A 22,792-nucleotide genomic window follows, 5' to 3' on the forward strand; every position below is an offset into this window, starting at 1 on the left:
CGCCCGTTTTCACGATCCTCGGATCGGGTTTCGGGATGTACGGCTATCTGCCTGCGCTGATCGAGTGCGGGATGAAGGTGGCACTGCCGGAACGCTACCGTGCGGTAGTTGGCGGCCGAAGCGAGCTCCTCCAATATGTGCCCGAGGTGATTTGGTACCCCGGCACCGAGGAGGCGTTGGCACAGGCGAGCGGGGCGGTGGTTGCGCTTCGTCCTGCCGATCAGGCTGGCTGGATGGCGCGTCTGGCAGACATGCCTGGCATCCGCGAGCTGATCCTGGAGAAGCCGGTTGCGCCGACACCGCAGCTTGCGGCGCAGTTCGTCGAGGCATTCGAGCGCGCCGGCAAGCGCTACCGCGTCGGCTACACCTTTCGTTTCATGCCGTGGGCGGAGCGGCTTCGCGCGGTGCTCAGCGAGAACACCGATGGCCTCTCGCTGGATTGGAGCTTCATGGCGCATCACTATCGCGCCAACCTGACGAACTGGAAGCGGTTCGACGCCAGTGGCGGCGGTGCGCTCCGCTTCTACGGAATCCATCTGATCGCGCTTCTTGCAGAGCTCGGTTACGACGACGTGGCGATGTCGATGCTCGCGGGACCTTCAGACGCCGAGACATCGTCGTGGGATGCCGTGTTCACTGCCAAAGGCCTGCCGTCATTCGCGCTGCGCATCGACAGTCGCGCGCCACATACATGCTTTAGCATCGCGGCCGGACGGCGCGGGAAAACCGATGTGACGATCGTCGACCAGCCTGATCCGTTTTCGTCGGTCCAGCAGAGCTCGATGAACGTTCGCGATCCCAGGGTCGACGTGCTGGCGCAACTTTGCCGCTCGCTGGGCGCGGCCGACGCGAACCACGCTGAGCGTCAGCGCAAGATCATCGCGCTATGGGCTCGGATCGAGGCGGTATCCCGCCGAACATCTGCATCCTGAAGTGCGAGCCGCTACCAGACGCTCCTTCCTCCGTCCATCACCAGGTTCTGCCCGGTCATGTAGCTCGAGGCATCCGAGCACAGGAACTGCACCGCGGCGCGGTACTCGTCGACATCTGCCATGCGGCCCATCGGGATCAGGCGCGTCAGTCGCTCGACGAAGGCCGGATCCTGGTTGTTGAAGACCCCGCCCGGCGAGATCGCGTTGACGCGGACGCCGTGATCGGCCCAGTACGTCGCCAGATATTTCGTCAGTCCGATCAACCCGTGCTTGATCACGGAGTAGGTCACCGGCTTCACCGGCTGTTCCTCCTCGCGCGTCACCTGCGGTTGGCGATAGAGCCGCTGGTCCGGCGCGATCACGCCGAGATCGGAGGCGATGTTGAGGATCACGCCGCGGCCACGCGATGCCATTGCACCGCCGAACACCTGAGCGCACAGCATCGCGCCGGTCAGGCCCACGGCGATCTCGGTCTGCCATTGCGGCACCGGAAACGCCTCGAAGCGGGAGGAATGCATCACGCCGGGTGCGGAGGTCACCTTGGGATCGATGGCCGCGTTGTTGACGAGGATGTCGACGGAGACGCCGCGGCCGGAAAGCTGCTCGTGCGCAGCGCGCACCGAATCGAGTGTGGTGACGTCGATCGCAAGCGCGATCAGGTCGGCAGACGGCGCATTCTGCTTGAGTGCGGCAATTGCGGCTTCGGCCTGCGCAAGTCCGACGTCGGTGACGACGACGCGCGCGCCGGCTTCGGAGAGCGCGGCGACATGCTGCCGGCCGAGCAGGCCGCCTGCACCGGTCACGAGAGCGGTGCGGCCGGTCAGGTCATAGCGCGAGGACGGGCTTGGCATCGGGAGCTCCTGTTCAGCTGCGCAATTGGCCGCCGTCGGCGACCATGACGCTGCCGGTAATGAACGCCGCGCGCGGCGAGGCGAGGAATGCGACGAGGTCGGCAACCTCTTCCGGCTTCCCCAGCCGGCGCAGCGCCACCTCGCGAACAAGCATGTCCTCGACCGCGGCCCTGTTCTCGGCGAGCTTGCGCGCCCAGGTGCCATCGGCGGCGAGGATGTTGCCGGGCGCGACCGCATTGATGCGGATGCCCTCGAGCGCCAGCGGGCGTGCCAGCCCGCGCACGGTGGCGTTCAGCGCCGCCTTCGCGGCATAGTAGGTGACGGGCGCGCCCAGCGCCGCCATGCCGGCGATCGAGGAGATACAGACGATCGACCGGTCGCCGCTGCCGCGCGCCATCAGCGGCCGTGCGGCCTCGATCATGTTGGTCGCGGCAAAGAGATTGAGGTCCATCACCCGCGACCATTCCGCCGCATTTTCCTGCCCCGGCGGCACGGAAGCGCCGCTGCCGACGTTGCAAACGAGAATGTCGAGGCGTCCCCACTGCCGTTCGACCTCGTTCAGCAGCCTGGCTGCGGCAGCCGGATCGGTGACATCGGCCACGTGGACCGACGTGCTGCCGCCGACCGTAGCCCGCGCGGCATCGAGCGCATCTGCGCCGCGGGCCGCCAGCGCGACCCTGGCGCCTTCCGCGGCGAGCGTCGTCGCGATTGCGAGCCCGATGCCGCGGCTGGCGCCGGTGACGAGCGCGACGCGATCATCCAGCTCGAGCTTCATCGCGCGGCATCCTCGATCCAGCGAACCGTCATGTCGCGATATGTCGCCAGCGCGCCGGCGTGATCGCCGTCGCCGGCCCGCGCGGTTTGCAGGATGTATTGTCCCCGATAGCCGGAGCGCTCGATCAGCCGGATCGTCTTGGCGAGATCAGCGTTGCCGGTGCCGAGCGGCACGGTGGTGCCGCCGCGCACGCGGTCCTTCACATGGACGTTGAGAATGCGGGGCGCGTAGGCCTCGATCTCCTCGGCGCTGTCGTAGCCCAGCGAGGCGCTGTTGCCGCTGTCGTAGTTGATGCCGAAGACCTCCGCCGGAAACGCCTCCATGAAGCGGGCGAGGTCGCGCGGTGGCAGATCGGACTCGAAGACGATCTTGACGTTTTGTCTTATGAGCTGCTCGCGGCGGGCGATCAGCACCCGCTTGAGTGTGTCGCTCTCGCTCTCGCGCTCGATCTTGCCGTTGTCGACCAGCGGGATCACGATGAACGCGATGCCGATGCGGCTGCAGGCGGCAATCAGGAGATCGAGATCGTTGACGAGAGCATCGCGCACGACGGCATCGACCTTCCAGAACGGCGCCTGCATGAAGCAATCGCCGGTCAGGCTCGGGATGCGCACGCCGTTCTCGCGTGCCAGCGTCAGAATCTCCTGTTGTCCCGGCTCGGTCATCAGCGGATTTTCGCGCAGCCGTTCCTGATCGATGGTCCATTCCATCCGCCTCAAGCCGAGCGCCTTGGCGCGGGGAAATTCCTCCTGCCATTCGTTCCACGGGAACGCCTGGATCTTGCCGTCGACCAGGGCCGACAGGCGTCCCTGCATGAAGCCGATGCGGTCGAGCGTTGCGGTCACGATGTGCTATCCGAACTAATGGCGAGGCCCTTGGCGGTCCAGCCGCCGTCGACAAAGATTTCCTGGCCGGTCACATAGGCGGAGGCTTCCGACGCGAGAAAGACGGCGGCACCCACCATGTCGGCGGGTTGCCCCCAGCGGCCGAGCATGGTGTGGCGGCGCCGATCCTCGTGCATGACGGGGTCGGCATAGCTCTTCGCGGTCATCTCGGTCGCGACGTAGCCCGGCGCAAGTGCGTTGACGCGGATGCCGTCCGGTGCGTAGTCGGCGGCGAGTGCGCGCGTCAGCCCGGCAAGCCCCGCCTTTGCCGCGACGTAGCCGGGATTGCCGGGGAAGCCGCGCACAGAATTGATGCTGGTGACGTTGACGATCGCCGCCGAGCCCGCGTTCTTCAGGAGCGGATAGGCGGCGAGGATGGTGGCGTAGACGCCGGTGAGATCGGTTGCGACCGTGGCGCGGAAGCGCGCGAGCTCGCTTTCGCCGCCTTCGGCCGGAAGACTGATGCCTGCGGCATTCACGAGTGCGTCGATGCGATCGCCTTTTGCCGCGATGCTGCGGAATGCGCCTTCGATCGCGCTGTCGTCGGAGAGATCGCAGGCAATGGCGGTGACGCCCTGCGGCGCGATTCCGGACCGGCTGAGGCCGAACACGGTGGCTCCGGCATCCTTGAGGCCGCTCGCAATCGCCGCGCCAATGCCGCGCGAGGCGCCGGTGACCACCGCGATCTTGCCTGCGAGCGAGAAGGCGCTGAGATCAGGCATAGCCGTAACTGCGCATGATGGCGGCGCAAAGCTTGACGTCCTCGGGGCGGTCGATCTGGAACATCTTGTGACGATCCATGACGTGGAAGCCGATCTTGCCGCCGAGACGATTGTTCTGCTCGCGCAGGAGGGATGGGATCAGGACGTAGAACGAGCCGTTCTCGAGGTAGCGCTTCTCGATCTGCTGGCGCATGCGGCGGTTGCGATAGTCGTAATTGATCGGCTCCGGGCCGTTCGCGCCGATCCGCCAGTTGAAGTAGTCCTCGACCTCGCAGACGGACAGCAGGCTGTCGAGATGGTCGCGATCGAAGGTCCCAAGCGCGTTCTCGATGTCGCTGGGCTCACGGATCGGCGATGTGGCCTGAAGCGCGACCACGCGCTCGAACCGGCCCAGTCGCGCCTCGGTCGCATCGAGGGCATGCAGCCAGGCGGATTCGGAGGAGGCGAGGTCGCCCGAAATGTCGTCCGGGCGCCGCACGCCGACCGCGCCGGCGGCCTCGGCCGCGGCGAGGATCGCCTCGCTGTCCGACGAGACCGCCACCACGTCGACGCCGCGCGCCGTGCGAGCCTGTTCGACCGTCCAGGCGATCAGGGGCTTGCCGCAGAGATCGAGCAGGTTCTTGTGCGGGATGCCCTTGGAGCCGCCGCGCGCGGCGATCACAGCCAGCGTCTTGCGCGCCATCAGATGTGTCCCTCCAGACGCTCGAGCGCGGTCCAGAAGCCTTCGCCCATGTTCTTGTGGCCCTGCCATATTTCGGGAATGAACGAGGCCGTCGGTGCATGCTTGCGCAGCACCTGTCCGATCTCGTCGAAATCGATCTCGCCTTCGCCGATCTGGAGACCTTCGCCATCGAGGCCCTTGGCGTCGCCGAAATGCAGATGCGCGGTGTGCGGCCCGAGCTGGGCGAGGCCTTGCGCGAAGTCGAAGCCGAAATGATTGGCGGCGAGCTTGGTGTGGGAGATATCGACGCACATGCGCAAACCATGCTTGGCGCAGAACGCGGCCGATTCCTCCGGGAAGATGAAGATGTTCTGGTGGCGCTGGCCGCCGAAATGCCAGGGGAATGGCGCCATGGTCTGCGGCGTCAGCTCGACACCCTCCATGTCGAGCTCGGTCAAGCTCTGCGCAAAGATGCGGTAGCGCTCGGCTTTCTCCTCCGGCGGCAGCGGCTCGTCCATGGTGAAGCCGCCGATATTGGCGACGATGGGCGGGCGCTTGGTCTTGGGGAAGAACTTCTTCAGGCCGCGGGTGATGTCGATCACCGCCTGCGTCTGCTCCAGCGAGTAGCGCCGCAGCGCCTCGTCGGGCGTTGCAAGGTCCATCAGCTTGGAGCCGGCAAACAGCTCCGGCGCATGCACGACGAAACCGAGATCATAGGTGCCCGACAGATAGGCCGCCGGATCGCGCTCCATGTCGCTGTAGCTGAGATGGAATTCGATGATGTCGGGCTCGCAGATCTCCAGGAAGCGTTCGGTATCGTGATAACGCACCGGCACGCCCCAGGGGCGGTCGAAGCGGTAGCGCCGGGCCTTCGCGGCGCCTTCATTGAGGTCGCTCTGGAAGAAATAGTCGTCGGCCGCCATCGTTCGCGTCAGCTTGCGGCCGAGCAGCGCCGGCATCTTCAGCGGCGACAGGCCCTGTCCCGGGCTCTTCACCGCGATATCGCTTTCGGAGATGACGGTGCCGGCCGACAGGTCGCGCGCGGCCACCAGGCTCTTGGCGAGGTTTTCGCGGTTGATCAGCTCACCCTGGCTCAGCGCGCGCTCGGCGAGCTTCTCGCCGCGGGCCGCTTCCACCTCGCGAATGCCGGAGACGAGCGCCTTGAATTCCTCCGGCTCGAGACTTGCGGCATGGTCCGGACCTTCCATCTCGCGATCGAGCGTGATGTGGCGTTCGATGACGAGGGCACCGAGCGCGACGGCGGCGGTCGAAACGGCAATGCCCCGCTCGTGGCCCGAATAGCCGACGACCGGATGGATCTCGCGCAGCGTTTCCATGAAACGCAAATGGATGTTGTGGAGCGCGGCCGGATAGGTGCTCTGGCAATGCAGCAGCACGTAGCTGGCATTGCGGTCGTCGAGGAACTTCGCCGCGGCCTTGATCTCGTCCGTCGTGCTCATGCCGGTCGAGACGATCAGCGTCTTTCCGGTGGCGGTGAGGCGGGCGAGCAGCGGCAGGTTGGTGAGGTCGGCCGAGGCGACCTTGTAGGCCTCGACGCCGAAGCTTTCGAGCACGGCGACGCTCTTGGCGTCCCAGGGCGTGCAGAGGTACTCGATGCCCTTGGCTGCGCAGTACTCGGCGATCTTCTTCTGCTGTGCGGTCGGGAGCTCGAAGCGGCGCAGAAGATCGAGTGTATATTCGACGGCGAGGTCGTCGTCTTTCCCGGACAGGCTCGAGGCGCGATAGACCTCGTCGAGCTTGCGCATCTGGAATTTGGCGCAATCGGCTCCGGCCGCGACCGCGGCATCGACCAGCGCAATGGCGCGGTCGAAATCGCCATTATGGTTGTTGCCGATCTCGGCGATGACGTAGCAGGGTTCGCCATCGCCCAGAAGACGGTTGCCGATGCGGACCGGAGCAGGCTGTTTGGGCGATGTCATCAACATTCTCGTCTCATATGCGTCAGGCTGGCTGGGCGGGAACACGCGATTTCCACGTCCGCAGCCCGTTCTCCTCGAACATGATGCGCGAACAGTTGTGCCCCTGCTGTTCCAGCGCCGCGATCAGCTGGTAGCGTTCGAACGGGCGGACGAAGAACATGAAGTAACCGCCGCCGCCGGCGCCGAGCAACTTGCCGCCGACCGCGCCATGCTGCTTGGCAAAATCATAGATCGCGTCGATCGCGTCCGACGAGATCTTGGAGCTCAGCTTCCGCTTGGCGTGCCAGGCCTCGTCGATCAGCCGGCCGCATTCCAGCAGTTGGCCGCGCAGCAGATGCCGTCTTATGTCGCGCGTCACTTCCTTCTGCTTGGCAGCTGCGGCCACCGCGTCGCTGGTCTCGTGCTGAGCCTTCTGGTCGCGGTGAATGGCGCCGGAATCGCGCCCCGCGCCGACATAGCAGAGCACCAGGCTCTCCTCGAGCTCGGCGATGATGTTAGGATCGAGGCGGAGCGGCACGATGGTGTTCTGGTCGGAGAAGAATTCCATGTGATTGAATCCGCCGAACACGGTGGCGTACTGATCCTGCCAGCCGCCGGGGATGTTGAGCATCAACCGCTCGGCCTGGAACGCCATCTCCGCGATCTCGTGGCGGTCCCACTGGTCGCTGCGAAATTCGTTGAAGCAGCCGATGATCGCCGACGAGACCACCGCGGAGCCGCCGAGGCCGGAACCGACCGGGAAGTCGGCGGACACTTCGAGCTCGAAGCCGTAAGTCGGCTTGATCAGGCGCACGACCGACTTGATCAGTGCGAGATCTCCGCCCGTTCCGAGCTCTGCGAGGTTACCGGCCTCGACCGTGCGGCGGAAGTCGTGCGAGTAGATCCGGATGCTGGGATCGCTCCGGCGCCGCAACGTCGCGTGAGCGTACATCTTGATCGTGGCGCTGATGACCGCGCCGCCGTCATTCGCCACGAAGTAATGCGTCAGATCGGTGCCGCCGCCGGAGAAGCTGATCCGCACCGGCGAGCGGGCGCGCGCGAACACCTCGCTCTCTTCCGACAGGTTGAACAGTTCGCGGCTGAACACGTCGACCAGCCGTCCCTCGCCATCCAGGATCGGCACCACGTGGACGCGCTGGTCGAGCAGCTTGAGGATCTGCTCGCGTGGCCCGCCGGTCGGTGCCCAGACGAATTTGCGGTTGATGCAGGACCCAACCTGGTCCTGGATCGTGATACCCGTCAGCATGCGCCTGCGGATGTCGCCGTCCGTCACGGCGCCGACGATTCGCCCGCTCGCGTCCTGCGCGAACAGGATGCCGAGCATGTTCGCGTTCAGGCGCCGGAAGGCTTCCTCAATGGTCTCCGTCTCGGCGATCGTGACGAGGGTTCGGTCAAGCACGTTTTGGGGTCCAGAAAGGGCCGATTCCGGCCATATCGCAGCGTCTGGTAATACGGGAGCAGCCCGGACGATGCAAGGTTCCTGCGCCCGGCGGCATCGCAGCCATGGCCCGAAGGTCGGGCTCTACGCTCGTCATCTTCGTCGCGCCGCGAGCTCGTTCCGCGCTCCCGCATTCGCGGAGGGATGTGCTCAGCCCCGGCAATGACCTGCTGTCGAAATCGAGCTGAGGTTAGCGCTCGTCCACGATGACCTTACCGTCATTCGGCAGCGTGCCGGGACCGACCAGCTCGACGGCTCCTCCGAGCTTCGTTATCGCGCGCAAGCTGGCCGCGATGTCGTCGCGGAGCGAGTCGCCAGCAGTCGTGGCTTCCGCTCTCAACGTCATGGCGTCGGTCTCGCCTTGGCGCGTGACGACGAGGCGAAGTCTTCCGAGCCCCGCGTGGCGCTTGCCGATCTCGGCGATCTGCTCGGGACGGACGAACATGCCCTTGATCTTGGTGGTCTGGTCGGCGCGGCCCATCCAGCCTTTGATGCGCATGTTGGTGCGCCCGCACGGGCTCGTGCCGGGCAAGGCTGCGGTGAGGTCGCCGAGCGCGAGCCGGATCCAGGGATGGTGCGGGTCGAGCGAAGTCACGACAATCTCGCCGACGTCACCTGGTGCGACCGGATCGCCCGTGCCGGGCTTGACGATCTCCAGGATCAGATCCTCGTTCACGACCATGCCTTCGCGTGCCTCGGTCTCGAAGGCGATGAGGCCGAGATCGGCGGTACCGAAGGCCTGGTAGGCATCGATGCCGCGCCCCTTGATCTCGGCCTGCAGCGAGGGCGGGAACGCAGCGCCCGAGACCAGCGCGCGCTTGATCGAGGAAACGTCACGCCCCGAGCTTGCCGCGGCATCGAGCAGGATCTTCAAGAAGTCCGGCGTGCCGCTGTAGCCGACCGGCCGGTAGGCCTCGATCAGCTCGAACTGCTGCTCTGTGTTGCCGGGGCCGGCGGGGATCACCGCGCACCCTAGCGCCCGCGCCGACGCATCGAAGATGAATCCCCCGGGGGTGAGATGGTAGCTGAAGGTATTGAGGACGATGTCGTCGGGGCGGAACCCGGCTGCGAACAGCGCCCTTGCGCCGCGCCAGGGATCGGCTTGTCGCCCTTCCGGCTCGAAGATCGGACCGGGGGAGGTGAAGAGACGGGCGAACGAGCCAGGCGCCGCCGCCACGAAGCCTCCGAAGGGTGCGGAGGCCTTGTGCAGGGCGGGCAGTTCCGACTTGCGCAACACCGGCAAATCCGCCAGAGCCGCCCTGGAGGTCACGGCGGCGGGATCTAAGCCTTTGAGCCGCTCGGCATAGGCCGGGGCGGCCATCGCGGCTCGCAGCACCTCCGGGAGGCGGGCGAACAGGTCGGCCTCGCGCGCGGCCTGCTCACGCGTCTCGCGGGCGTCGTAATGGGCGGTCATGGCTGTTCTTTCCGTGTTGGCATCCGTTGCGCGCCGCCACCGGCATGGCTATCAGACCGCCATTGGCGAGGCTTGAAAGGGATCCGATGGCGGACGAAGGAATCATCGCGGCCGACGAGGCGTCGAACGTCGTTGCGCGCCTGAAGCGCCGTATGATCGACGCGGCGCTGCCGCTGTGGTCGACGGTCGGCTGGGATCACGCCGCGGGCGGCTTCATCGACAGGCTGCACCGCGACGGTGCGGCGGATGCGGCCGCGCCCCGGCGCGTGTTCGTGCAGGCCCGCCAGATCTGGTGCTACGCCAAGGCGGCACAGATGGGCTGGTATCCCGAGGGGCGCGCGATTGCGCTGAAGGGGCTGGAGCACCTGCTGGCCAAAGCGAAAGCGCCCGATGGCCGGCCCGGCTATGTGCACCGGCTGACGCCGGACGGATCGGTGCTGGATGCCCGGCGCGATGCCTATGACCACGCCTTCATCCTGTTTGCGCTCGCCAGCGTCTATGCGCTCGACCAGGATGCGCAGGTCCGCGCCGAGATCGATGCGCTGCTCGCCTTCCTCGACGGCCACCTGCGCTCGCCGCATGGCGGCGTTCACGAAGGCCTTCCGGTCTCGCTGCCGCGCCGGCAGAACCCGCATATGCATCTGTTCGAGGCGATGATCGCGTGCTTCGAGGCGACGCATGATCTGTCGTTCCAGAACCGTGCCGGAGAATTCTTCGCACTGTTCCTCGCCAACCTCTACGACAAGCAGAAGCACGTATTGTCCGAGTATTTCGAGGAGGACTGGTCGAAGATCGAGCCGGTCAGCGTCGAGCCGGGCCACCAGGCGGAATGGGTCTGGCTGCTGAAGAATTTTGAACGCATCACGGGATGCCCGACCGGCCAGCGGCGTGCGGAATTGCTGGAGACCTCGCTGCGCTATCGTGACGAGGCAACGGGCTGCCTCGTCGACGAGGGCGATGCAAGCGGCAACATCCGCCGCAGCACGCGCCGGCTGTGGCCGCAAACCGAGATCGCGAAGGCGTGGATCGCGCAGGCCGAATCTGGCGAGGCGGGTGCGGCGGACGAGGCGCGCGCGGCGTTGGTGCGGCTCGAACGGCATTATCTCAGCCATCCCGTCAAGGGCGGCTGGTACGACCAGTTCGATCGCGACGGCAGATCGCTGATCGACATCATTCCTGCGTCGTCGTTCTATCATGTTCTCTGCGCGGTCACGGAAGCCGAGCAGGTGCTCGGCTAGGCTCCTTGTGGATCATAGCCAGCGCTTGCGCCGCTTGAAGCTCTTGAGGTTCTTGAAGCTCTTGCGCTGGTCGCCGGCGCCGCCGAGGTAGAATTCCTTGACGTCCTCATTGTCGCGCAATGCGTCGGCGCTGCCATCGAGCACGACCTTGCCCTGTTCCATGATGTAGCCGTGGCTCGCCACGGAGAGCGCCGCGCGTGCATTCTGCTCGACCAGCAGGATGGTGACGCCGAGATCGCGGTTGATCTTCTGGATGATCGAGAACACCTCTTTCACCAGCAGCGGCGACAGGCCCATCGAAGGCTCGTCCATCAGGATCATCTTCGGGCGCGCCATCAGCGCGCGGCCGATTGCGAGCATTTGCTGCTCACCACCGGAGAGATAACCGGCAAGGCCGGTGCGCTCCTTCAAGCGCGGGAAATAGCTGAAGACCATGTCGAGATCGGCATCGACCTCGCGGTCCCGGCGCGTGAAGGCGCCGAGCTTGAGATTCTCGAGCGAGGTCATGTCGGCGACGATGCGCCGGCCCTCCATCACCTGGAAGATGCCGCGGCGGACGATCTTGTCGGGATCGATGCCGTTGATCCGCTCGCCCTCGAACAGGATCTCGCCGCGCGTCACCTCGCCGTCCTCGGTCTTGAGCAGCCCCGAGATCGCCTTGAGCGTCGTGGACTTGCCGGCGCCGTTGGCCCCGAGCAGCGCCACGATCCCGCCCTTGGGCACGTCGAGGCTGAGGCCGCGCAGCACCAGGATCACATCGTCATAGACGACCTCGATGTTGCGCACGGCGAGGAGGGGAGCGGACGCCACGGCGGTTGGCTTGGCGCGGGATGCTTCGAGGGTGTCGGTCATGCTTCAAACTCCGCTGTCGTCGCCCGGCTTGACCGGGCGACCCAGTATTCCAGAGGCGCCTGAGATTCATCGAGAAGCCGCAGCGTACTGGATCCCCCGCCCGGGTGCGCAATTGCGCACAACGCGAGGGATGACAGTGTTCGCGTGGTGAAAGCCGGGCTCACCACCCCAGCCATTCCGGCTTGCGCGGCAGCTCGACGGTCTTGACCTTCTCGAGCTTGATCGTGCCGTTGGCCATCAGGTCGTTCAGGTCGGCATTGGTCGAACCGGAGACCTTGGTGCGATAGAGATCGACCTTGAGGGTGCCGCGATGGTCCTTGTTGGTCCAGGTCGAGGGATTGCAGACGCCGTCCATGCCGGCCGGCACCCAGTCCTTCTTCTGGTAGAAGCCCTTGGCGACGTTCTCACCGGTGGCACCTCCGTTCTTGGCGGCCCAGTCGAGCGCTTCCCTGGCGTAGAGAGCGCTACAGACGCCTGCGATATAGTGCACCGGGCGATAGGCCTTGCCGCTTGCATCCGATATTTTCGAGATTTCCATCACCGTCTTCATGCCTGGCGCGTTGCCGCCCCAGGTTACGGCCGTGCGTAGCGGGAAGACGACGCCGTCGGCGGCGTCAGCCGCGGTCTTGGCGGCGTTCTCGTCCATGCCCCAGACATTGCCGAGGAACTGCACGTCCACGCCGGCGGTCTTGCAGGCCTTGAGCACGGAGATGTTCGAGGCTGCGGTGTTGCCGAGATAGGCGTAGTTGGCGCCGGAGCTCTTCAGGCTGAGGCATTGCGCGGAGTAATCGCCGGGCGTCAGCGCGAACACGATCGGCGGCAGCACTTCGAAGCCGAGCTCATTGGCGATCGCCTCGCCGGCGGCCTTCGGCGCGTTCGGGTACGGATGATTGCCGCCCATATGGACGAATTTCGGCTTACCGCTCTTGCCCTTGGCCTTCCAGTCTTCCGCTGCCCAGGTCACCAATGCCCGCATCGCGTCCGAATAGCTCGGACCGTAGAAGAAGTTGTAGGGCGCGGGTTTGGCCTTGCCGCTCACGCCTTCCGGATCGGTCAGCGCCGCCGCGTAGGAGGCGGAGATATAGGGAATCTTGTCCTGCGCGACAAAGCCGGTCAGCGCTTCGGTATCGGCGGTACCCCAGCCCATGATCGTTGCAACCTTGCCATCCGGCGCCGACCACTTCTTGTAGAGCGCGATCGCGCGCGGCACCTGATAGCCGTAGTCGTTGGTATCGAGGTTGACCTGCTTGCCGCCGATACCGCCGTTCTTGTTGATCCAGGCAAAGGTGTCGGCGACGGCCTGGCCGTAGGGCGTGCCAACGTCCGACGTCGCACCGGAGTAGTCGGCGAGATGGCCGACGGCGATCTGGGCCTGCGCACTGGCCGCAAAACCAGCGATCGCAAACGCGAGCGACGCGGTGCTTAAAAGCGATTTGGTCTTCATGGGTTGGTTCCTCCTGTTATCGTTTAAGTGAAGTAGCCGTGCTCAATGCGAGAACGGGTAGAGTTTCCAATACGCCTTGATCTGTCGCCAGCGATGCGCGAGCCCATCGGGCTCGAACATCAGGAATGCGATGATGATCACCCCGATCGCGATCTCGCGCAGAAAGGTGATGTTGGTGTTAAGCGAGAGCGCCTTGTCGATCGCGCCGCCCTTCAAATGATGGCTGATGAACTCCATCGCCTCGGGCAGCAGCACCACGAAGGCGGTGCCCATCAGCGTGCCCATGATCGAGCCGGTGCCGCCGATGATGATCATGGCCAGGAACAGTATTGAGCGCTCGATGCCGAAGCCTTCCTGGGAGACCACGAGCTGATAGTGCGCGTAGAGCGCGCCCGCGATGCCGGCGAAGAAGGCGGCGAGACCGAACGACAGCGTGCGGTACCTGGTGAGGTTGATGCCCATGATCTCGGCGGAGAGATAATGGTCGCGGATCGCCACCAGCGCGCGGCCATCGCGCGTGCGCATCAGGTTGGTGACGAGGATGTAGCTCAAGAGCACGTAGGCCAGCACGACATAGAAATATTGCCGGTCGCCCCGCAGCGTGTAGCCGAAGATCGAGAACGGCTCGGCGCTTGCCGGCACCGATCCGCCTGAGAACCACTCGGCGCGCGAGAAGAAGTCGAGCAGGATGTATTGTGCGGCGAGCGTCGCGATGACGAGGTAGAGTCCTTTCAGCCGCGCCGCGGGGATGCCGAAGACCAGTCCGACCAGCGCGGTGACGAGCCCCGCGAGCGGGATCGCAAAGAACACCGGGATCGGCGCGTTGTTCGAGATGTAGGCCGAGGTGAAGGCGCCGAGCAGGAAGAAGGCCGCGTGTCCGATCGAGATCTGGCCGGTGAAGCCGACCAGGATGTTGAGGCCGAGCGCCGCGATCGAGAAGATGCCTATCTGGATCAAGATGCTGAGCCAGTAGCCGCTGAAGAATTGCGGCGCGAGGCAGAGCAGTGCGACGCCCAGAATTGCGAAGTTGCGGCTGGTGGTGGTCGGAAAGATCGTGGTGTCCGCGGCGTAAGTGGTGCGGAAATCACCAGCGGGGATGAGGGCAGGGCCGGCCATGGGTCAGATCCGCTCGATGTCGTGGGTGCCGAACAGGCCGTAGGGCTTGATCATCAGCACGATGATGAGGACGTAGAACGGCGCAATCTCGTAGAGATTGCCCCAGTGCAGATACTCGCTGTCGACATATTGGGCGACGTTCTCCAAAAGCCCGATGATGATGCCGCCAAGCACGGCGCCGCCAACCGAATCCAGCCCGCCGAGGATCGCCGCCGGAAACACCTTGATGCCGTAGGCAGCAAGGCCCGAGGACACGCCATTGACCACGGCGACGACGACGCCCGCGACCGCCGACACCGTCGCCGAGATCGCCCAGGCCATCGCGAACACGCTCTTGACGGAAATGCCGAGCGACTGCGCGACCTGCTGGTTGAACGCGGTGGCGCGCATCGCAAGGCCGTATTTCGAGGCGCGGAAGAACCAGGCCATGCCGATCATCATCGCAACCGACACCACGAGGCTCATGACGTAGACGGTCTGGATCTGCAGTCCGAACAGGTCGACCGACTGGCTCTCGAACACGCGCGGAAACGGCTGCGGATTGACGCCGAACATCCATTTCAGCGTCGCCTGCAGCACGGTGGAGAGGCCGATCGTCACCATGATCACCGAGATGATGGGCTCGCCGATCATCGGCCGCAGGATCAGCACCTGCACCGCGATGCCGAACACGAACATGAACACCAGCGTGATCGGCATGCCGATCCAGAACGGCACCTGGTATTTCGCAAGCAAGGCCCAGCACACCCAGGCGCCGACCAGCAGCAATTCACCTTGCGCGAAGTTGACGACTTGCGTCGCCTTGTAGATCAGCACGAACGACATCGCGACCACGCCATAGAGCGTGCCGACCACGAGGCCGTTGACCAGGAGCTGGATGAGGAAGGCGGTGTTCATGTTGGGTGACTCGGCCCGTCATTGCCGGGCCTGACCCGGCAGTCCATCGATGCGGAAGGAAGGCTGTTCGGAAGAGGATGGATGCGCGGGTCAAGCCCGCGCATAACGAGGATCTGTATCACTCCGCAGCCTCCGCCATGTGCCCGTGCCCGCCGAGGTCCACCACCCGCAGCGTCGTTCGCACCCGCTGCGTGGTGCCGTCCTGGAAGCGGATCACGGTGTCGACGGGGATGTCGGAATCGCCGCGGTAGATGGCATCGATGATGCCGGCGTATTTCTCGTTGATGACGCCGCGGCGCACCTTTCGCGTCCGGGTGAGCTCGCCGTCGTCGGCGTCGAGCTCCTTGTAGAGCAGCAGGAAGCGCGAGATGCGCTGGGCCGGCGGCAGCGTGCCGTTGACGGTCTCGACCTCCTTCTGCAGCAGGGCGTAGACCTCCGGCCGTGAGGCGAGGTCGCTGTAGGTCGTGAAGGAGAGCCGGTTCTTTTCCGCCCATTTCGAGATGATGGAGTAGCGGATGCAGATCATTGCCGCGAGCGCGTCGCGGCCGGCCCCAAGCACCACGGCTTCGGCGATATAGGGCGAGAATTTCAGCTTGTTCTCGATGAACTGCGGCGAGAAGCGCTCGCCGCGCGAGGTTTCGGCGAGATCCTTGATGCGGTCGATGACGACGAGCTGGTTGTTGGCGTTGAAATAGCCGGCGTCGCCCGAGCACATCCAGCCGTCCTTGATGTCGGCGACGCTGGCCTCGGGGTTCTTGTAGTAGCCGAGGAACATGTTGGGGTGCCGCACGACGATCTCGCCGACGCCGTGGACGTCGGCATTGTCGATACGGATCTCGACATTGTCGGCCATCGGTACGCCGGTGGTATCAGGATCGACCTTGCCCTCGGGATGCAGCGTGTAGGCCCCGAGCAGCTCGGTCTGACCGTAGAGCGTGCGCAGCGGCACGCCCATGGCCTGGAAGAACTTGAAGGTGTCAGGCCCGAGCGCCGCGCCGCCGGTCGCGGCCGAGCGCAACCGGGTGAAGCCGAGGCGGTCGCGCAGCGCGCGGAACAGGAGCGCGTCGGCAAAGCCCGAGCGCTTGCCCTGTTCGAGCGCGGCAAGGCCCGACTTCATGCCGATGTCGAACAGGCGCTGCTTGAAGGGCGTTGCGTCCATCACCTTGGCACGGACGTCGGCGGCAATCGATTCCCAGACGCGGGGCGCGAACAGCACGAAGGTCGGTGCGATCTCGCGCAGATCGTTCATCATCGTGTCCGGCTCTTCGACGAAGTTGATCTTCATCCGGCAGAGCAGACCTTTGCCGAGCACGTAGACCTGTTCCATGATCCAGGGCAGCGGCAGCACCGAGACGTATTCATCGTCGGGACCCTTGGGGTCGAAGGCGAGATAGGTGGCGCAATGGCCGAGTACGCGGCCGGCGGCCAGCATCGCGAGCTTCGGATGCGAGGTGGTGCCGGACGTGGTGCACAGGATCGCGACGTCCTCGCCCCTCGTGGCATCGACCAGTCTGTCGTAGAGCTCCGGCTCGCGTGCAGCGCGGGCGCGGCCGAGCTCGGCGAATTTCTCCGCCGGCATCAGGCGCGGGTCGTCGTATTTCCGCATCCCGCGCGGATCGGAATAGATGATGTGCTTCAGCTTCGGCACGCGCTCGGCAAGGATGAGCAGCTTGTCGACCTGCTCCTCGTCCTCGGCGAAGACCAGCTGCGCCTCGCCATAGTTGAGGAGATAAGAAGCTTCCTCGTCCAGCACGTCGCGATAGAGCCCGAGGCTGAGGCCGCCAATGGCATGTGTCGCAACTTCTGCCGCGACCCAGTCGGGCCGGTTGTCGCCGATGATGCCGATGACGTCACCGCGGCCCAGGCCGAGCTCGATGAGGCCGAGCGCGAAATCGCGCACGCGCGACTGATAGTCGTTCCAGGTGAAGATGCGCCAGAGCCCGAGATCCTTCTCGCGCATTGCGATCTCGTTGCCGTGCTCCCTGGCATTGAGCCGGAGCATCTTCGGATAGGTGTCGGCCTGCGCGACGCGGCCCGCATAATCCATCATGCCGCGCTCTCCTGCGCCGGAGAGGCATCATCGGGATCGACCAGCACCTCGTCCTCTTCGCCGAGATAGGCACGCCTGACGTGCGGATCGGCGAGCACGGTCGCCGGATCGCCCTCGGCGATCTTCTTGCCGAAATCCAGCACCATGACGCGGTGGGAGATATCCATCACCACGCCCATGTCGTGCTCGATCATCACCACCGTCATCCCGAACTCCTCGTTGAGATCGACGATGTAGCGGGCCATGTCCTCCTTCTCCTCGAAATTCATGCCGGCCATGGGCTCGTCGAGGAGGATCAGGCGCGGCTCCAGCGCCATGGCGCGGGCGAGCTCCACGCGCTTGCGCAGGCCGTAGGAGAGGGTGCCGGCGGTGGCCTTCCGCACCGACTGCAGATCGAGGAAGTCGATGATCTCTTCCACCTTGCGACGGTGCTCGAGCTCCTCCTTGCGCGCGCCGGTGAGCCAGTACAGCGAGCCTGTGAGGAAATTGTTCCTCAGCAGGTGATGGCGGCCGACCATGATGTTGTCGAGCACGCTCATGTGGTGGAATAGCGCGAGATTCTGGAAGGTGCGGCCGATGCCGAGTGAGGCGCGGGCATTCGGCGTCAAGCCGGTGATGTCGCGGTCCTGATAGAACAGCTGGCCTTCGGTCGGCTTGTAGCGGCCGGAAATACAGTTCACGATCGAGGTCTTGCCGGCGCCGTTGGGGCCGATGATCGAGAACAGCTCGCCATCCCTGATAGCGAAGCTGACGTCGGTCAGCGCACGGACGCCGCCGAATCGTAAGGACACGCCGCGCACTTCGAGACTGGTAGCCACCAAACGAATCCCTCCCGGTGATGGCGCTTGATTGGCGCTCTTCCGTTCCTGTCAGGCGATCCTAGTACGGTCGTGCCGGCCAGACCATGCAGCTATTGGTCTCGACCGGACCGGCGCCACCTTCGTTCCCGTGAGGGATCAAAAGCCGCATCGCCCGAGGTGGTCCTCAATAGGGGAAAGCGCTATTTTGAAATGTCTCCGGCCTGACAATTCTGCGACAAAGTTTGTCGGGCCGAGCGGGTCTTCATCTTTCGTCGGATGGATGGCCGAAGCGATTCTGTTGCAGTGCAACAGGAGCAAGGGGTGACAGAACGGTGCGGCTGGCTTCGAGATCATGATTTCAGAGGATCATCTGAAGCGCATTGCCGCCTGGTCGCGTGAGCTCACACCAGCCGAGATCGAGGTTGCGCGCGCCGGAATCACGGAACGGTCCTACGGCACCGGCGAGAGCGTGTTCATGCGCGGTGATATCTTTGCCTATTGGGCCGGCATGGTGGGCGGCCTTGCCCGCATGGGCGGGGTCTCGCGCGACGGCAAGGAGACCAGCCTTGCCGGGCTGACGGCAGGGGCCTGGTTCGGCGAGGGCAGCGTGCTCAAGAACGAGCCGCGCCGCTACGACGTGGTCGCGCTGCGCGACAGCCGCATCGCGCTGATGGAACGCAGCGCCTTCATGTGGCTGTTCGAGAACAGCGTCGGCTTCAACCGCTTCCTGGTGCGCCAGCTCAACGAGCGGCTCGGCCAGTTCATCGGCATGCTCGAGGTCAACCGCACGCTCGATGCCACCGCGCGCCTCGCCCGCAGCATCGCCTCGCTGTTCAACCCGATTCTCTATCCGGAATCGACCGCGCATCTGGAGATCACCCAGGAGGAGATCGGAGCGCTCTCCGGCATGTCCCGCCAGAACGCCAACCGCGCGCTGAACCGGCTGGAGAAGGAGGGGCTGCTGCGGCTGGAATATGGCGGGGTCACGATCCTTGATATCGCGCGGCTCGGGAGCTACGGGGAGGAACGATGATCTGCGCATTCCCGGTGCTTCCGTGCTCATAGAGTTCGACCATCGCGCGTCGGACTCGCCTTACGTCGAGCGGGTATGGCGCAGCCGGAGCCGGCGTGGCGGCTCGTTCCTGTCGATGGCCGAGGGAAATATCGAGCTTGTGGTCACCAGGCTCCCGGAGCTTCTGGCGGTGACGCTCCGAGGGCCGGTCACCCGCGGGACACTCGTCGAGTGTCCCGCGAACGGCGAATGGCTCGCGATCCGGTTTCGGCTGGGAACCTACCTGCCGCAGATACCGACGAGCGCACTGATCGACCATCAAAACATGCAGTTGCCGGTGCTGCCCAACAGCCGTTTTCTGTTTTCGGGTCAAAGCTGGGACATTCCAGGCTACGACGATGCGGAAAGTCTCGTCGCTCGCATGGCGCGCGCGGGTGTCATCGCACGCAGCCACGCGACCGATGCGGCGATCGACGGCGACGTCGACTGGATGAGCCGGCGTTCGGTTCAGCGCCACTTTCGCCGCGTTACGGGCATGACGTTCAGCAGCCATCAGCAGATCCAGCGGGCGCGTCGCGCCGCGGCCTTGCTGGTGAGCGGCAGCTCCGCTCTCGACGCGACATCGGGTGCCGGCTATTTCGATCAGGCCCACCTCACCCGCTCGGTCAGGCAACTGATCGGCATGACGCCTGCGCGCCTCTCGCGCGAGCGGCCGCAATTGTCGTTTTCATACAAGACGACCGCGTCCTGACCGCAATATGCCTGGATCGCTCCGGCCGCGCTGGTGGAGCGAACATCGGAGGAGCGCTGCGGTGAGTTTCAAGGCCTATCTCGACAATATCCAGGCCAAGACCGGCAAGAGCCCGGACCAATTTCGCAAATGGGGCAAGGACCGGGGTTTTTCGACCGGGGCGGGATTGGCGGCCGGCGTGAAAGCGGGTGCCATCGTGGCCGCGCTCAAGGACGAGTTCGGCCTTGGCCATGGCCATGCGATGGCCATCGTCGCGCTTCTCAAGGGGAAGGCGTCGTAGGGTGATGACGATGTCCACGTCGAGACATGTGGCCGGCTCCGTCATGAGCGGGCTCGTGATTGCCTTCATGTTGTTTGATGCCGGGATGAAGCTCGTCCCGCTGGACGTCGTGATCAACGCGACCGCCGAGCTCGGCTATCCCCCGTCGGCCGATCTGGCGCGCGCGCTGGGCGTGGTGGCGCTGGCCTGCACCGCGATCTACGCCCTCCCGCGAACGGCCGTGCTCGGTGCGATCCTGCTGACCGCCTATATGGGCGGCACGGTGGCTGTTCACTTGCGGGTCGGCAACCCGCTCTTCAGCCATATGCTGTTCGGCGTCTATCTTGCTGGTCTTGCCTGGGGCGGTCTCTATTTGCGCGATTCGCGGGTGGCGGCGTTGCTTCCACTGAGATCGCCGCCGGCGGAGGTCTGACGTCGTTGCGGGGACGCCGTCATCGCGCATTGGCCGGCGCGTGCGCCGGCCACAGATCGGCGCGCCAGCGGATCGCGATTGCCAGCATCGCGACGAATCCTGCGCCGGCATAGAGCGCGCCCGTCGCGGAATAGCCGATGACGTCGATCAGGCTGCCGGCCGCGAGCAGTCCGATCGGCAAGCCATAGATCACCATCATGCGCACGCCCATGACACGGCCGCGCAGATGTGCGCTCGCGGTACGCATCAGGATGACGGCAGCCGAGATCATCGACATGCTCTGGGCGATACCGGCGAGGACGAGGCAGGCCATCGCCACCGGCATCGTCCTGACCTCGACGAACACCAGCAGCATGGCGTACCAGGCCAGCGTTGCGCCGATCAGAAGCCGGGCAATGCGTACGCCACCGACCAGGCTGAGCGTGATGGAGCCGATCAGCGAGCCGACGGCGAAGCTCGCCGAGAGATATCCGAGGCCGGTCTGGTCGGTGTGAAAGATCTCCCGCGCGATGTAGGGCAACAATCCGCCCGTGAAAGGAAATGCGGTGAGATTCGCCAGAAAAGCGACGCACAGCGCCGCGCGCATTGCCGGCCCGTTCCAGGCATAAACGATCCCCTCTTTGAGGTCGCCAAGCAGCCGCGAAACGGTGTGGCTGCTTGCGGGAAGATCGCTCGTGATGACGGTCCTTTTCGGCCGAGTCAGGCAGAGCATGAGAAGCGCTGCCGTGAAGTAAAGGCAGGCGATCGCCATATAAACGAGGCCGATACCGAGCACGGCGAACAGCCCGGCCCCTGTCAACGCTCCGGCAATGCGCGCGCTGTCCTGGGTCGTGCGCGCAACGCTGATGGCGCCCACTAGCTGCTCGGCCGGCATGATATCGGCGAGCAGCGCGCCGCGAACGCCGAGATCGGAGGGGCGGATCAAGCCCATGATCGTGACGATGATCATGACGCTCAGCGGAGACAGATGACCGCTCAGCGCCAGGACCATGATGGTCGACGACAGCGCCGTATAGGCAAGGCGCATGACGACCAGGAGATCGCGATGGCCGATTCGGTCGCCGATCATGCCGAACACGGGCGCGACCAATGTTCCGACGAACTGGAGTGAAGCCAGCAGCGTGAGCAGCAGCACCGAGCCGGTCTCGACGATGACGTACCAGCCGAGCACCAGCGTCTCGACCTCGAAGGCCCAGGAGGTGAGCAGATCGGACGGCCACTGGAAGCGGTAGTTGCGGATGCGGAATGGCGCGAGCGCCGAAGGTCGTGCAGTGGCGCTCACAACGCGATGACGCGTGTCACGGCGATTTCCTTAACCTTGTTGTTTCTTCTTGCTGTGGCGCAACCTAACGCTGGCGATGCCGGTGTCAATTGCAGCCGCCGCAGGCCGCCCCCGCGCTCGGCTCTTACCTCGCTGCGCTGGCCGCTTTCCTGTCGGCCAACGCACTTGCCATGGCCGAGATCAGAGGACGCATGAAGTAGGCTTCGTCGGCGGGTGAGACGTCCGTGCGCAAGCCATGCGCTGCGAGCTCGCCGGAAACGGCCGGGCCGACCGACGCGATCAGCGTGCGTTCGAGACCTGCACGCAGCTTCGTCTCGCTGCCACGCGCCTTGGCAACCTCGATCAGCCGGCGGACCTGGCCGAGATTGGTCAGGGCGATCGAGTCGATGCGTCCCTCTGCCATGTCGTCAATGGCGGCGACGATGTTGGCATCGGCAGCCTTGGAATCGTAGACGTAGGGCAGCACCGTATCGACGTCGGCGCCTTGCGCAGCCAGCGCGCCGGTCAGCGCGCTGTGATCCTTGTCGGGATAGAGCTGGAGACCGAGGCGCCGCCCCTTCAGGTCGAGTCTGGCCAGCATCTCGATCACGCCTTCGGTGGTCGGCTTCTCCGTGGTCTGCTGCGCCTCGAGGCCGATCTCGCGCAGTGCCTTGCCCGGCTTCGGGCCGCGGGTGAATTTTTGCGCTTTGGCGAGCACCGCGACAAGGGCGGCGTCGAGCCCGCGGGCACGGGCGAGCTTCATGATGCGGCGCAGGCCTTCGCCGGTCATCAGCACGAGATCGTCGAAGGGCTTGTCGATGGCGCGGCGGATCCAGGCCTCGACTGGAGCCGGATCCGGCGCATCATGGATGGTGAACATCGGGCATTGCACGACCTCGGCGCCTTGCTCGGCCAGAAGCTTGGAAAACTGCGCCTCCTCACGCGTTTCCAGGATCAGGATGCGGTAGCCGTTCAAGCGGTCGGCCATGGCTGTGCTCCGTTGAGAATTCGCAATTGTCCGTTCATCCTGACTCCGCGGCTGGGATTGGCGCAAGGGCGGGT

General features: G+C 65.0%; 22 protein-coding genes. 6 read left to right on the plus strand and 16 right to left on the minus strand.

The window, feature by feature from the left end; genetic code table 11:
* Positions 1-35 precede the first annotated feature (35 nt).
* Positions 36-932, plus strand: coding sequence for a hypothetical protein (locus ABIA40_RS05025; RefSeq protein WP_404539551.1), 897 nt, complete (start codon positions 36-38; stop codon positions 930-932).
* An 11-nt stretch (positions 933-943) separates the two neighbouring features.
* Here ABIA40_RS05025 and ABIA40_RS05030 read toward each other — a convergent pair whose 3' ends face one another.
* The 8 genes from ABIA40_RS05030 to ABIA40_RS05065 all read right to left on the minus strand — a co-directional run bounded on the left by ABIA40_RS05030 (position 944) and on the right by ABIA40_RS05065 (position 9,617).
* Positions 944-1,783 carry an SDR family oxidoreductase gene (locus ABIA40_RS05030; protein ID WP_404539554.1) on the minus strand — a complete coding sequence of 280 codons (840 nt, stop codon included), beginning with the start codon at positions 1,781-1,783 and terminating at the stop codon, positions 944-946.
* 13 nt (positions 1,784-1,796) lie between these two features.
* Entirely contained in the window at positions 1,797-2,558 is a 762-nt protein-coding gene (locus ABIA40_RS05035; protein ID WP_271537340.1) for an SDR family NAD(P)-dependent oxidoreductase, read from the minus strand.
* The gene (locus ABIA40_RS05040) at positions 2,555-3,403 is read right to left on the minus strand and encodes a sugar phosphate isomerase/epimerase (protein ID WP_271537342.1); all 849 of its coding nucleotides are present in this window, start codon (positions 3,401-3,403) and stop codon (positions 2,555-2,557) included. Before ABIA40_RS05040 ends, ABIA40_RS05035 begins: the two co-directional genes overlap by 4 nt.
* Positions 3,400-4,164 carry an SDR family oxidoreductase gene (locus tag ABIA40_RS05045; protein ID WP_404539558.1) on the minus strand — a complete coding sequence of 255 codons (765 nt, stop codon included), beginning with the start codon at positions 4,162-4,164 and terminating at the stop codon, positions 3,400-3,402. Before ABIA40_RS05045 ends, ABIA40_RS05040 begins: the two co-directional genes overlap by 4 nt.
* Positions 4,157-4,846, minus strand: a complete 690-nt coding sequence (locus ABIA40_RS05050; protein ID WP_404539561.1) for an acylneuraminate cytidylyltransferase family protein — start codon at positions 4,844-4,846, stop codon at positions 4,157-4,159. The genes ABIA40_RS05045 and ABIA40_RS05050 overlap by 8 nt, the downstream gene beginning before the upstream one ends.
* On the minus strand, positions 4,846-6,765 hold the full coding sequence (locus ABIA40_RS05055; RefSeq protein ID WP_404539563.1) for an N-acetylneuraminate synthase family protein: 1,920 nt from the start codon (positions 6,763-6,765) through the stop codon (positions 4,846-4,848). Before ABIA40_RS05055 ends, ABIA40_RS05050 begins: the two co-directional genes overlap by 1 nt.
* A 22-nt stretch (positions 6,766-6,787) precedes the next feature.
* Positions 6,788-8,164 (minus strand): CBS domain-containing protein, encoded by a 1,377-nt coding sequence (locus ABIA40_RS05060; protein WP_404539566.1) that lies wholly within the window; start codon positions 8,162-8,164, stop codon positions 6,788-6,790.
* 229 nt (positions 8,165-8,393) lie between these two features.
* Entirely contained in the window at positions 8,394-9,617 is a 1,224-nt protein-coding gene (locus ABIA40_RS05065; protein WP_404539569.1) for a phenylacetate--CoA ligase family protein, read from the minus strand.
* Between the two features lie 86 nt (positions 9,618-9,703).
* Here ABIA40_RS05065 and ABIA40_RS05070 point away from each other — a divergent pair, with 86 nt between their 5' ends.
* Positions 9,704-10,855, plus strand: a complete 1,152-nt coding sequence (locus ABIA40_RS05070) for an AGE family epimerase/isomerase (protein WP_157285545.1) — start codon at positions 9,704-9,706, stop codon at positions 10,853-10,855.
* Between the two features lie 12 nt (positions 10,856-10,867).
* On the opposite strand, the gene ABIA40_RS05075 is transcribed toward ABIA40_RS05070, so the two are convergent.
* The 6 genes from ABIA40_RS05075 to ABIA40_RS05100 all read right to left on the minus strand — a co-directional run bounded on the left by ABIA40_RS05075 (position 10,868) and on the right by ABIA40_RS05100 (position 18,032).
* The gene (locus tag ABIA40_RS05075; RefSeq protein WP_404539572.1) at positions 10,868-11,707 is read right to left on the minus strand and encodes an ABC transporter ATP-binding protein; all 840 of its coding nucleotides are present in this window, start codon (positions 11,705-11,707) and stop codon (positions 10,868-10,870) included.
* A gap of 160 nt (positions 11,708-11,867) precedes the next feature.
* Positions 11,868-13,151, minus strand: coding sequence for an ABC transporter substrate-binding protein (locus ABIA40_RS05080; RefSeq protein WP_036015698.1), 1,284 nt, complete (start codon positions 13,149-13,151; stop codon positions 11,868-11,870).
* 42 nt (positions 13,152-13,193) lie between these two features.
* Complete coding sequence (locus tag ABIA40_RS05085) at positions 13,194-14,267, minus strand: branched-chain amino acid ABC transporter permease (RefSeq protein WP_157285543.1); 1,074 nt, start codon at positions 14,265-14,267, stop codon at positions 13,194-13,196.
* 3 nt (positions 14,268-14,270) lie between these two features.
* Complete coding sequence (locus ABIA40_RS05090; RefSeq protein ID WP_036029874.1) at positions 14,271-15,164, minus strand: branched-chain amino acid ABC transporter permease; 894 nt, start codon at positions 15,162-15,164, stop codon at positions 14,271-14,273.
* Between the two features lie 118 nt (positions 15,165-15,282).
* Positions 15,283-17,214: a long-chain fatty acid--CoA ligase gene (locus tag ABIA40_RS05095; protein ID WP_404539577.1), complete on the minus strand. Its 1,932-nt coding sequence runs from the start codon at positions 17,212-17,214 to the stop codon at positions 15,283-15,285.
* Positions 17,211-18,032 (minus strand): ABC transporter ATP-binding protein, encoded by an 822-nt coding sequence (locus ABIA40_RS05100; protein WP_128266395.1) that lies wholly within the window; start codon positions 18,030-18,032, stop codon positions 17,211-17,213. The genes ABIA40_RS05095 and ABIA40_RS05100 overlap by 4 nt, the downstream gene beginning before the upstream one ends.
* A 334-nt stretch (positions 18,033-18,366) precedes the next feature.
* On the opposite strand from ABIA40_RS05100, the gene ABIA40_RS05105 reads away from it, so the two are divergent.
* The 4 genes from ABIA40_RS05105 to ABIA40_RS05120 all read left to right on the plus strand — a co-directional run bounded on the left by ABIA40_RS05105 (position 18,367) and on the right by ABIA40_RS05120 (position 20,469).
* Complete coding sequence (locus ABIA40_RS05105) at positions 18,367-19,047, plus strand: Crp/Fnr family transcriptional regulator (RefSeq protein WP_036015705.1); 681 nt, start codon at positions 18,367-18,369, stop codon at positions 19,045-19,047.
* Between the two features lie 22 nt (positions 19,048-19,069).
* Positions 19,070-19,777, plus strand: coding sequence for a helix-turn-helix domain-containing protein (locus ABIA40_RS05110; RefSeq protein ID WP_193760749.1), 708 nt, complete (start codon positions 19,070-19,072; stop codon positions 19,775-19,777).
* A 61-nt stretch (positions 19,778-19,838) separates the two neighbouring features.
* Positions 19,839-20,057, plus strand: a complete 219-nt coding sequence (locus tag ABIA40_RS05115; protein WP_036015710.1) for a DUF4287 domain-containing protein — start codon at positions 19,839-19,841, stop codon at positions 20,055-20,057.
* A 10-nt stretch (positions 20,058-20,067) separates the two neighbouring features.
* Positions 20,068-20,469 carry a DoxX family protein gene (locus ABIA40_RS05120; protein WP_404539582.1) on the plus strand — a complete coding sequence of 134 codons (402 nt, stop codon included), beginning with the start codon at positions 20,068-20,070 and terminating at the stop codon, positions 20,467-20,469.
* A 19-nt stretch (positions 20,470-20,488) separates the two neighbouring features.
* Here ABIA40_RS05120 and ABIA40_RS05125 read toward each other — a convergent pair whose 3' ends face one another.
* Positions 20,489-21,751 carry an MFS transporter gene (locus tag ABIA40_RS05125; RefSeq protein WP_338122748.1) on the minus strand — a complete coding sequence of 421 codons (1,263 nt, stop codon included), beginning with the start codon at positions 21,749-21,751 and terminating at the stop codon, positions 20,489-20,491.
* 124 nt (positions 21,752-21,875) lie between these two features.
* On the minus strand, positions 21,876-22,718 hold the full coding sequence (locus ABIA40_RS05130; protein ID WP_036043312.1) for a uroporphyrinogen-III synthase: 843 nt from the start codon (positions 22,716-22,718) through the stop codon (positions 21,876-21,878).
* Positions 22,719-22,792 lie beyond the last annotated feature (74 nt).

The sequence above is a fragment of the Bradyrhizobium sp. USDA 223 genome (assembly GCF_044909005.1).
GTDB classification, from domain to species: Bacteria; Pseudomonadota; Alphaproteobacteria; order Rhizobiales; family Xanthobacteraceae; genus Bradyrhizobium; species Bradyrhizobium yuanmingense.

What these genes read in the sequence shown, in the direction of transcription:
- ABIA40_RS05025 (WP_404539551.1), top strand. Translation starts at nt 36, where the DNA reads ATGTACGGCTATCTGCCTGCGCTGATCGAGTGCGGGATGAAGGTGGCA.
- ABIA40_RS05030 (WP_404539554.1), bottom strand. Translation starts at nt 1,783, where the DNA reads ATGCCAAGCCCGTCCTCGCGCTATGACCTGACCGGCCGCACCGCTCTC.
- ABIA40_RS05035 (WP_271537340.1), bottom strand. Translation starts at nt 2,558, where the DNA reads ATGAAGCTCGAGCTGGATGATCGCGTCGCGCTCGTCACCGGCGCCAGC.
- ABIA40_RS05045 (WP_404539558.1), bottom strand. Translation starts at nt 4,164, where the DNA reads ATGCCTGATCTCAGCGCCTTCTCGCTCGCAGGCAAGATCGCGGTGGTC.
- ABIA40_RS05050 (WP_404539561.1), bottom strand. Translation starts at nt 4,846, where the DNA reads ATGGCGCGCAAGACGCTGGCTGTGATCGCCGCGCGCGGCGGCTCCAAG.
- ABIA40_RS05055 (WP_404539563.1), bottom strand. Translation starts at nt 6,765, where the DNA reads ATGACATCGCCCAAACAGCCTGCTCCGGTCCGCATCGGCAACCGTCTT.
- ABIA40_RS05065 (WP_404539569.1), bottom strand. Translation starts at nt 9,617, where the DNA reads ATGACCGCCCATTACGACGCCCGCGAGACGCGTGAGCAGGCCGCGCGC.
- ABIA40_RS05070 (WP_157285545.1), top strand. Translation starts at nt 9,704, where the DNA reads ATGGCGGACGAAGGAATCATCGCGGCCGACGAGGCGTCGAACGTCGTT.
- ABIA40_RS05075 (WP_404539572.1), bottom strand. Translation starts at nt 11,707, where the DNA reads ATGACCGACACCCTCGAAGCATCCCGCGCCAAGCCAACCGCCGTGGCG.
- ABIA40_RS05080 (WP_036015698.1), bottom strand. Translation starts at nt 13,151, where the DNA reads ATGAAGACCAAATCGCTTTTAAGCACCGCGTCGCTCGCGTTTGCGATC.
- ABIA40_RS05085 (WP_157285543.1), bottom strand. Translation starts at nt 14,267, where the DNA reads ATGGCCGGCCCTGCCCTCATCCCCGCTGGTGATTTCCGCACCACTTAC.
- ABIA40_RS05090 (WP_036029874.1), bottom strand. Translation starts at nt 15,164, where the DNA reads ATGAACACCGCCTTCCTCATCCAGCTCCTGGTCAACGGCCTCGTGGTC.
- ABIA40_RS05095 (WP_404539577.1), bottom strand. Translation starts at nt 17,214, where the DNA reads ATGATGGATTATGCGGGCCGCGTCGCGCAGGCCGACACCTATCCGAAG.
- ABIA40_RS05105 (WP_036015705.1), top strand. Translation starts at nt 18,367, where the DNA reads ATGATTTCAGAGGATCATCTGAAGCGCATTGCCGCCTGGTCGCGTGAG.
- ABIA40_RS05120 (WP_404539582.1), top strand. Translation starts at nt 20,068, where the DNA reads ATGTCCACGTCGAGACATGTGGCCGGCTCCGTCATGAGCGGGCTCGTG.
- ABIA40_RS05130 (WP_036043312.1), bottom strand. Translation starts at nt 22,718, where the DNA reads ATGGCCGACCGCTTGAACGGCTACCGCATCCTGATCCTGGAAACGCGT.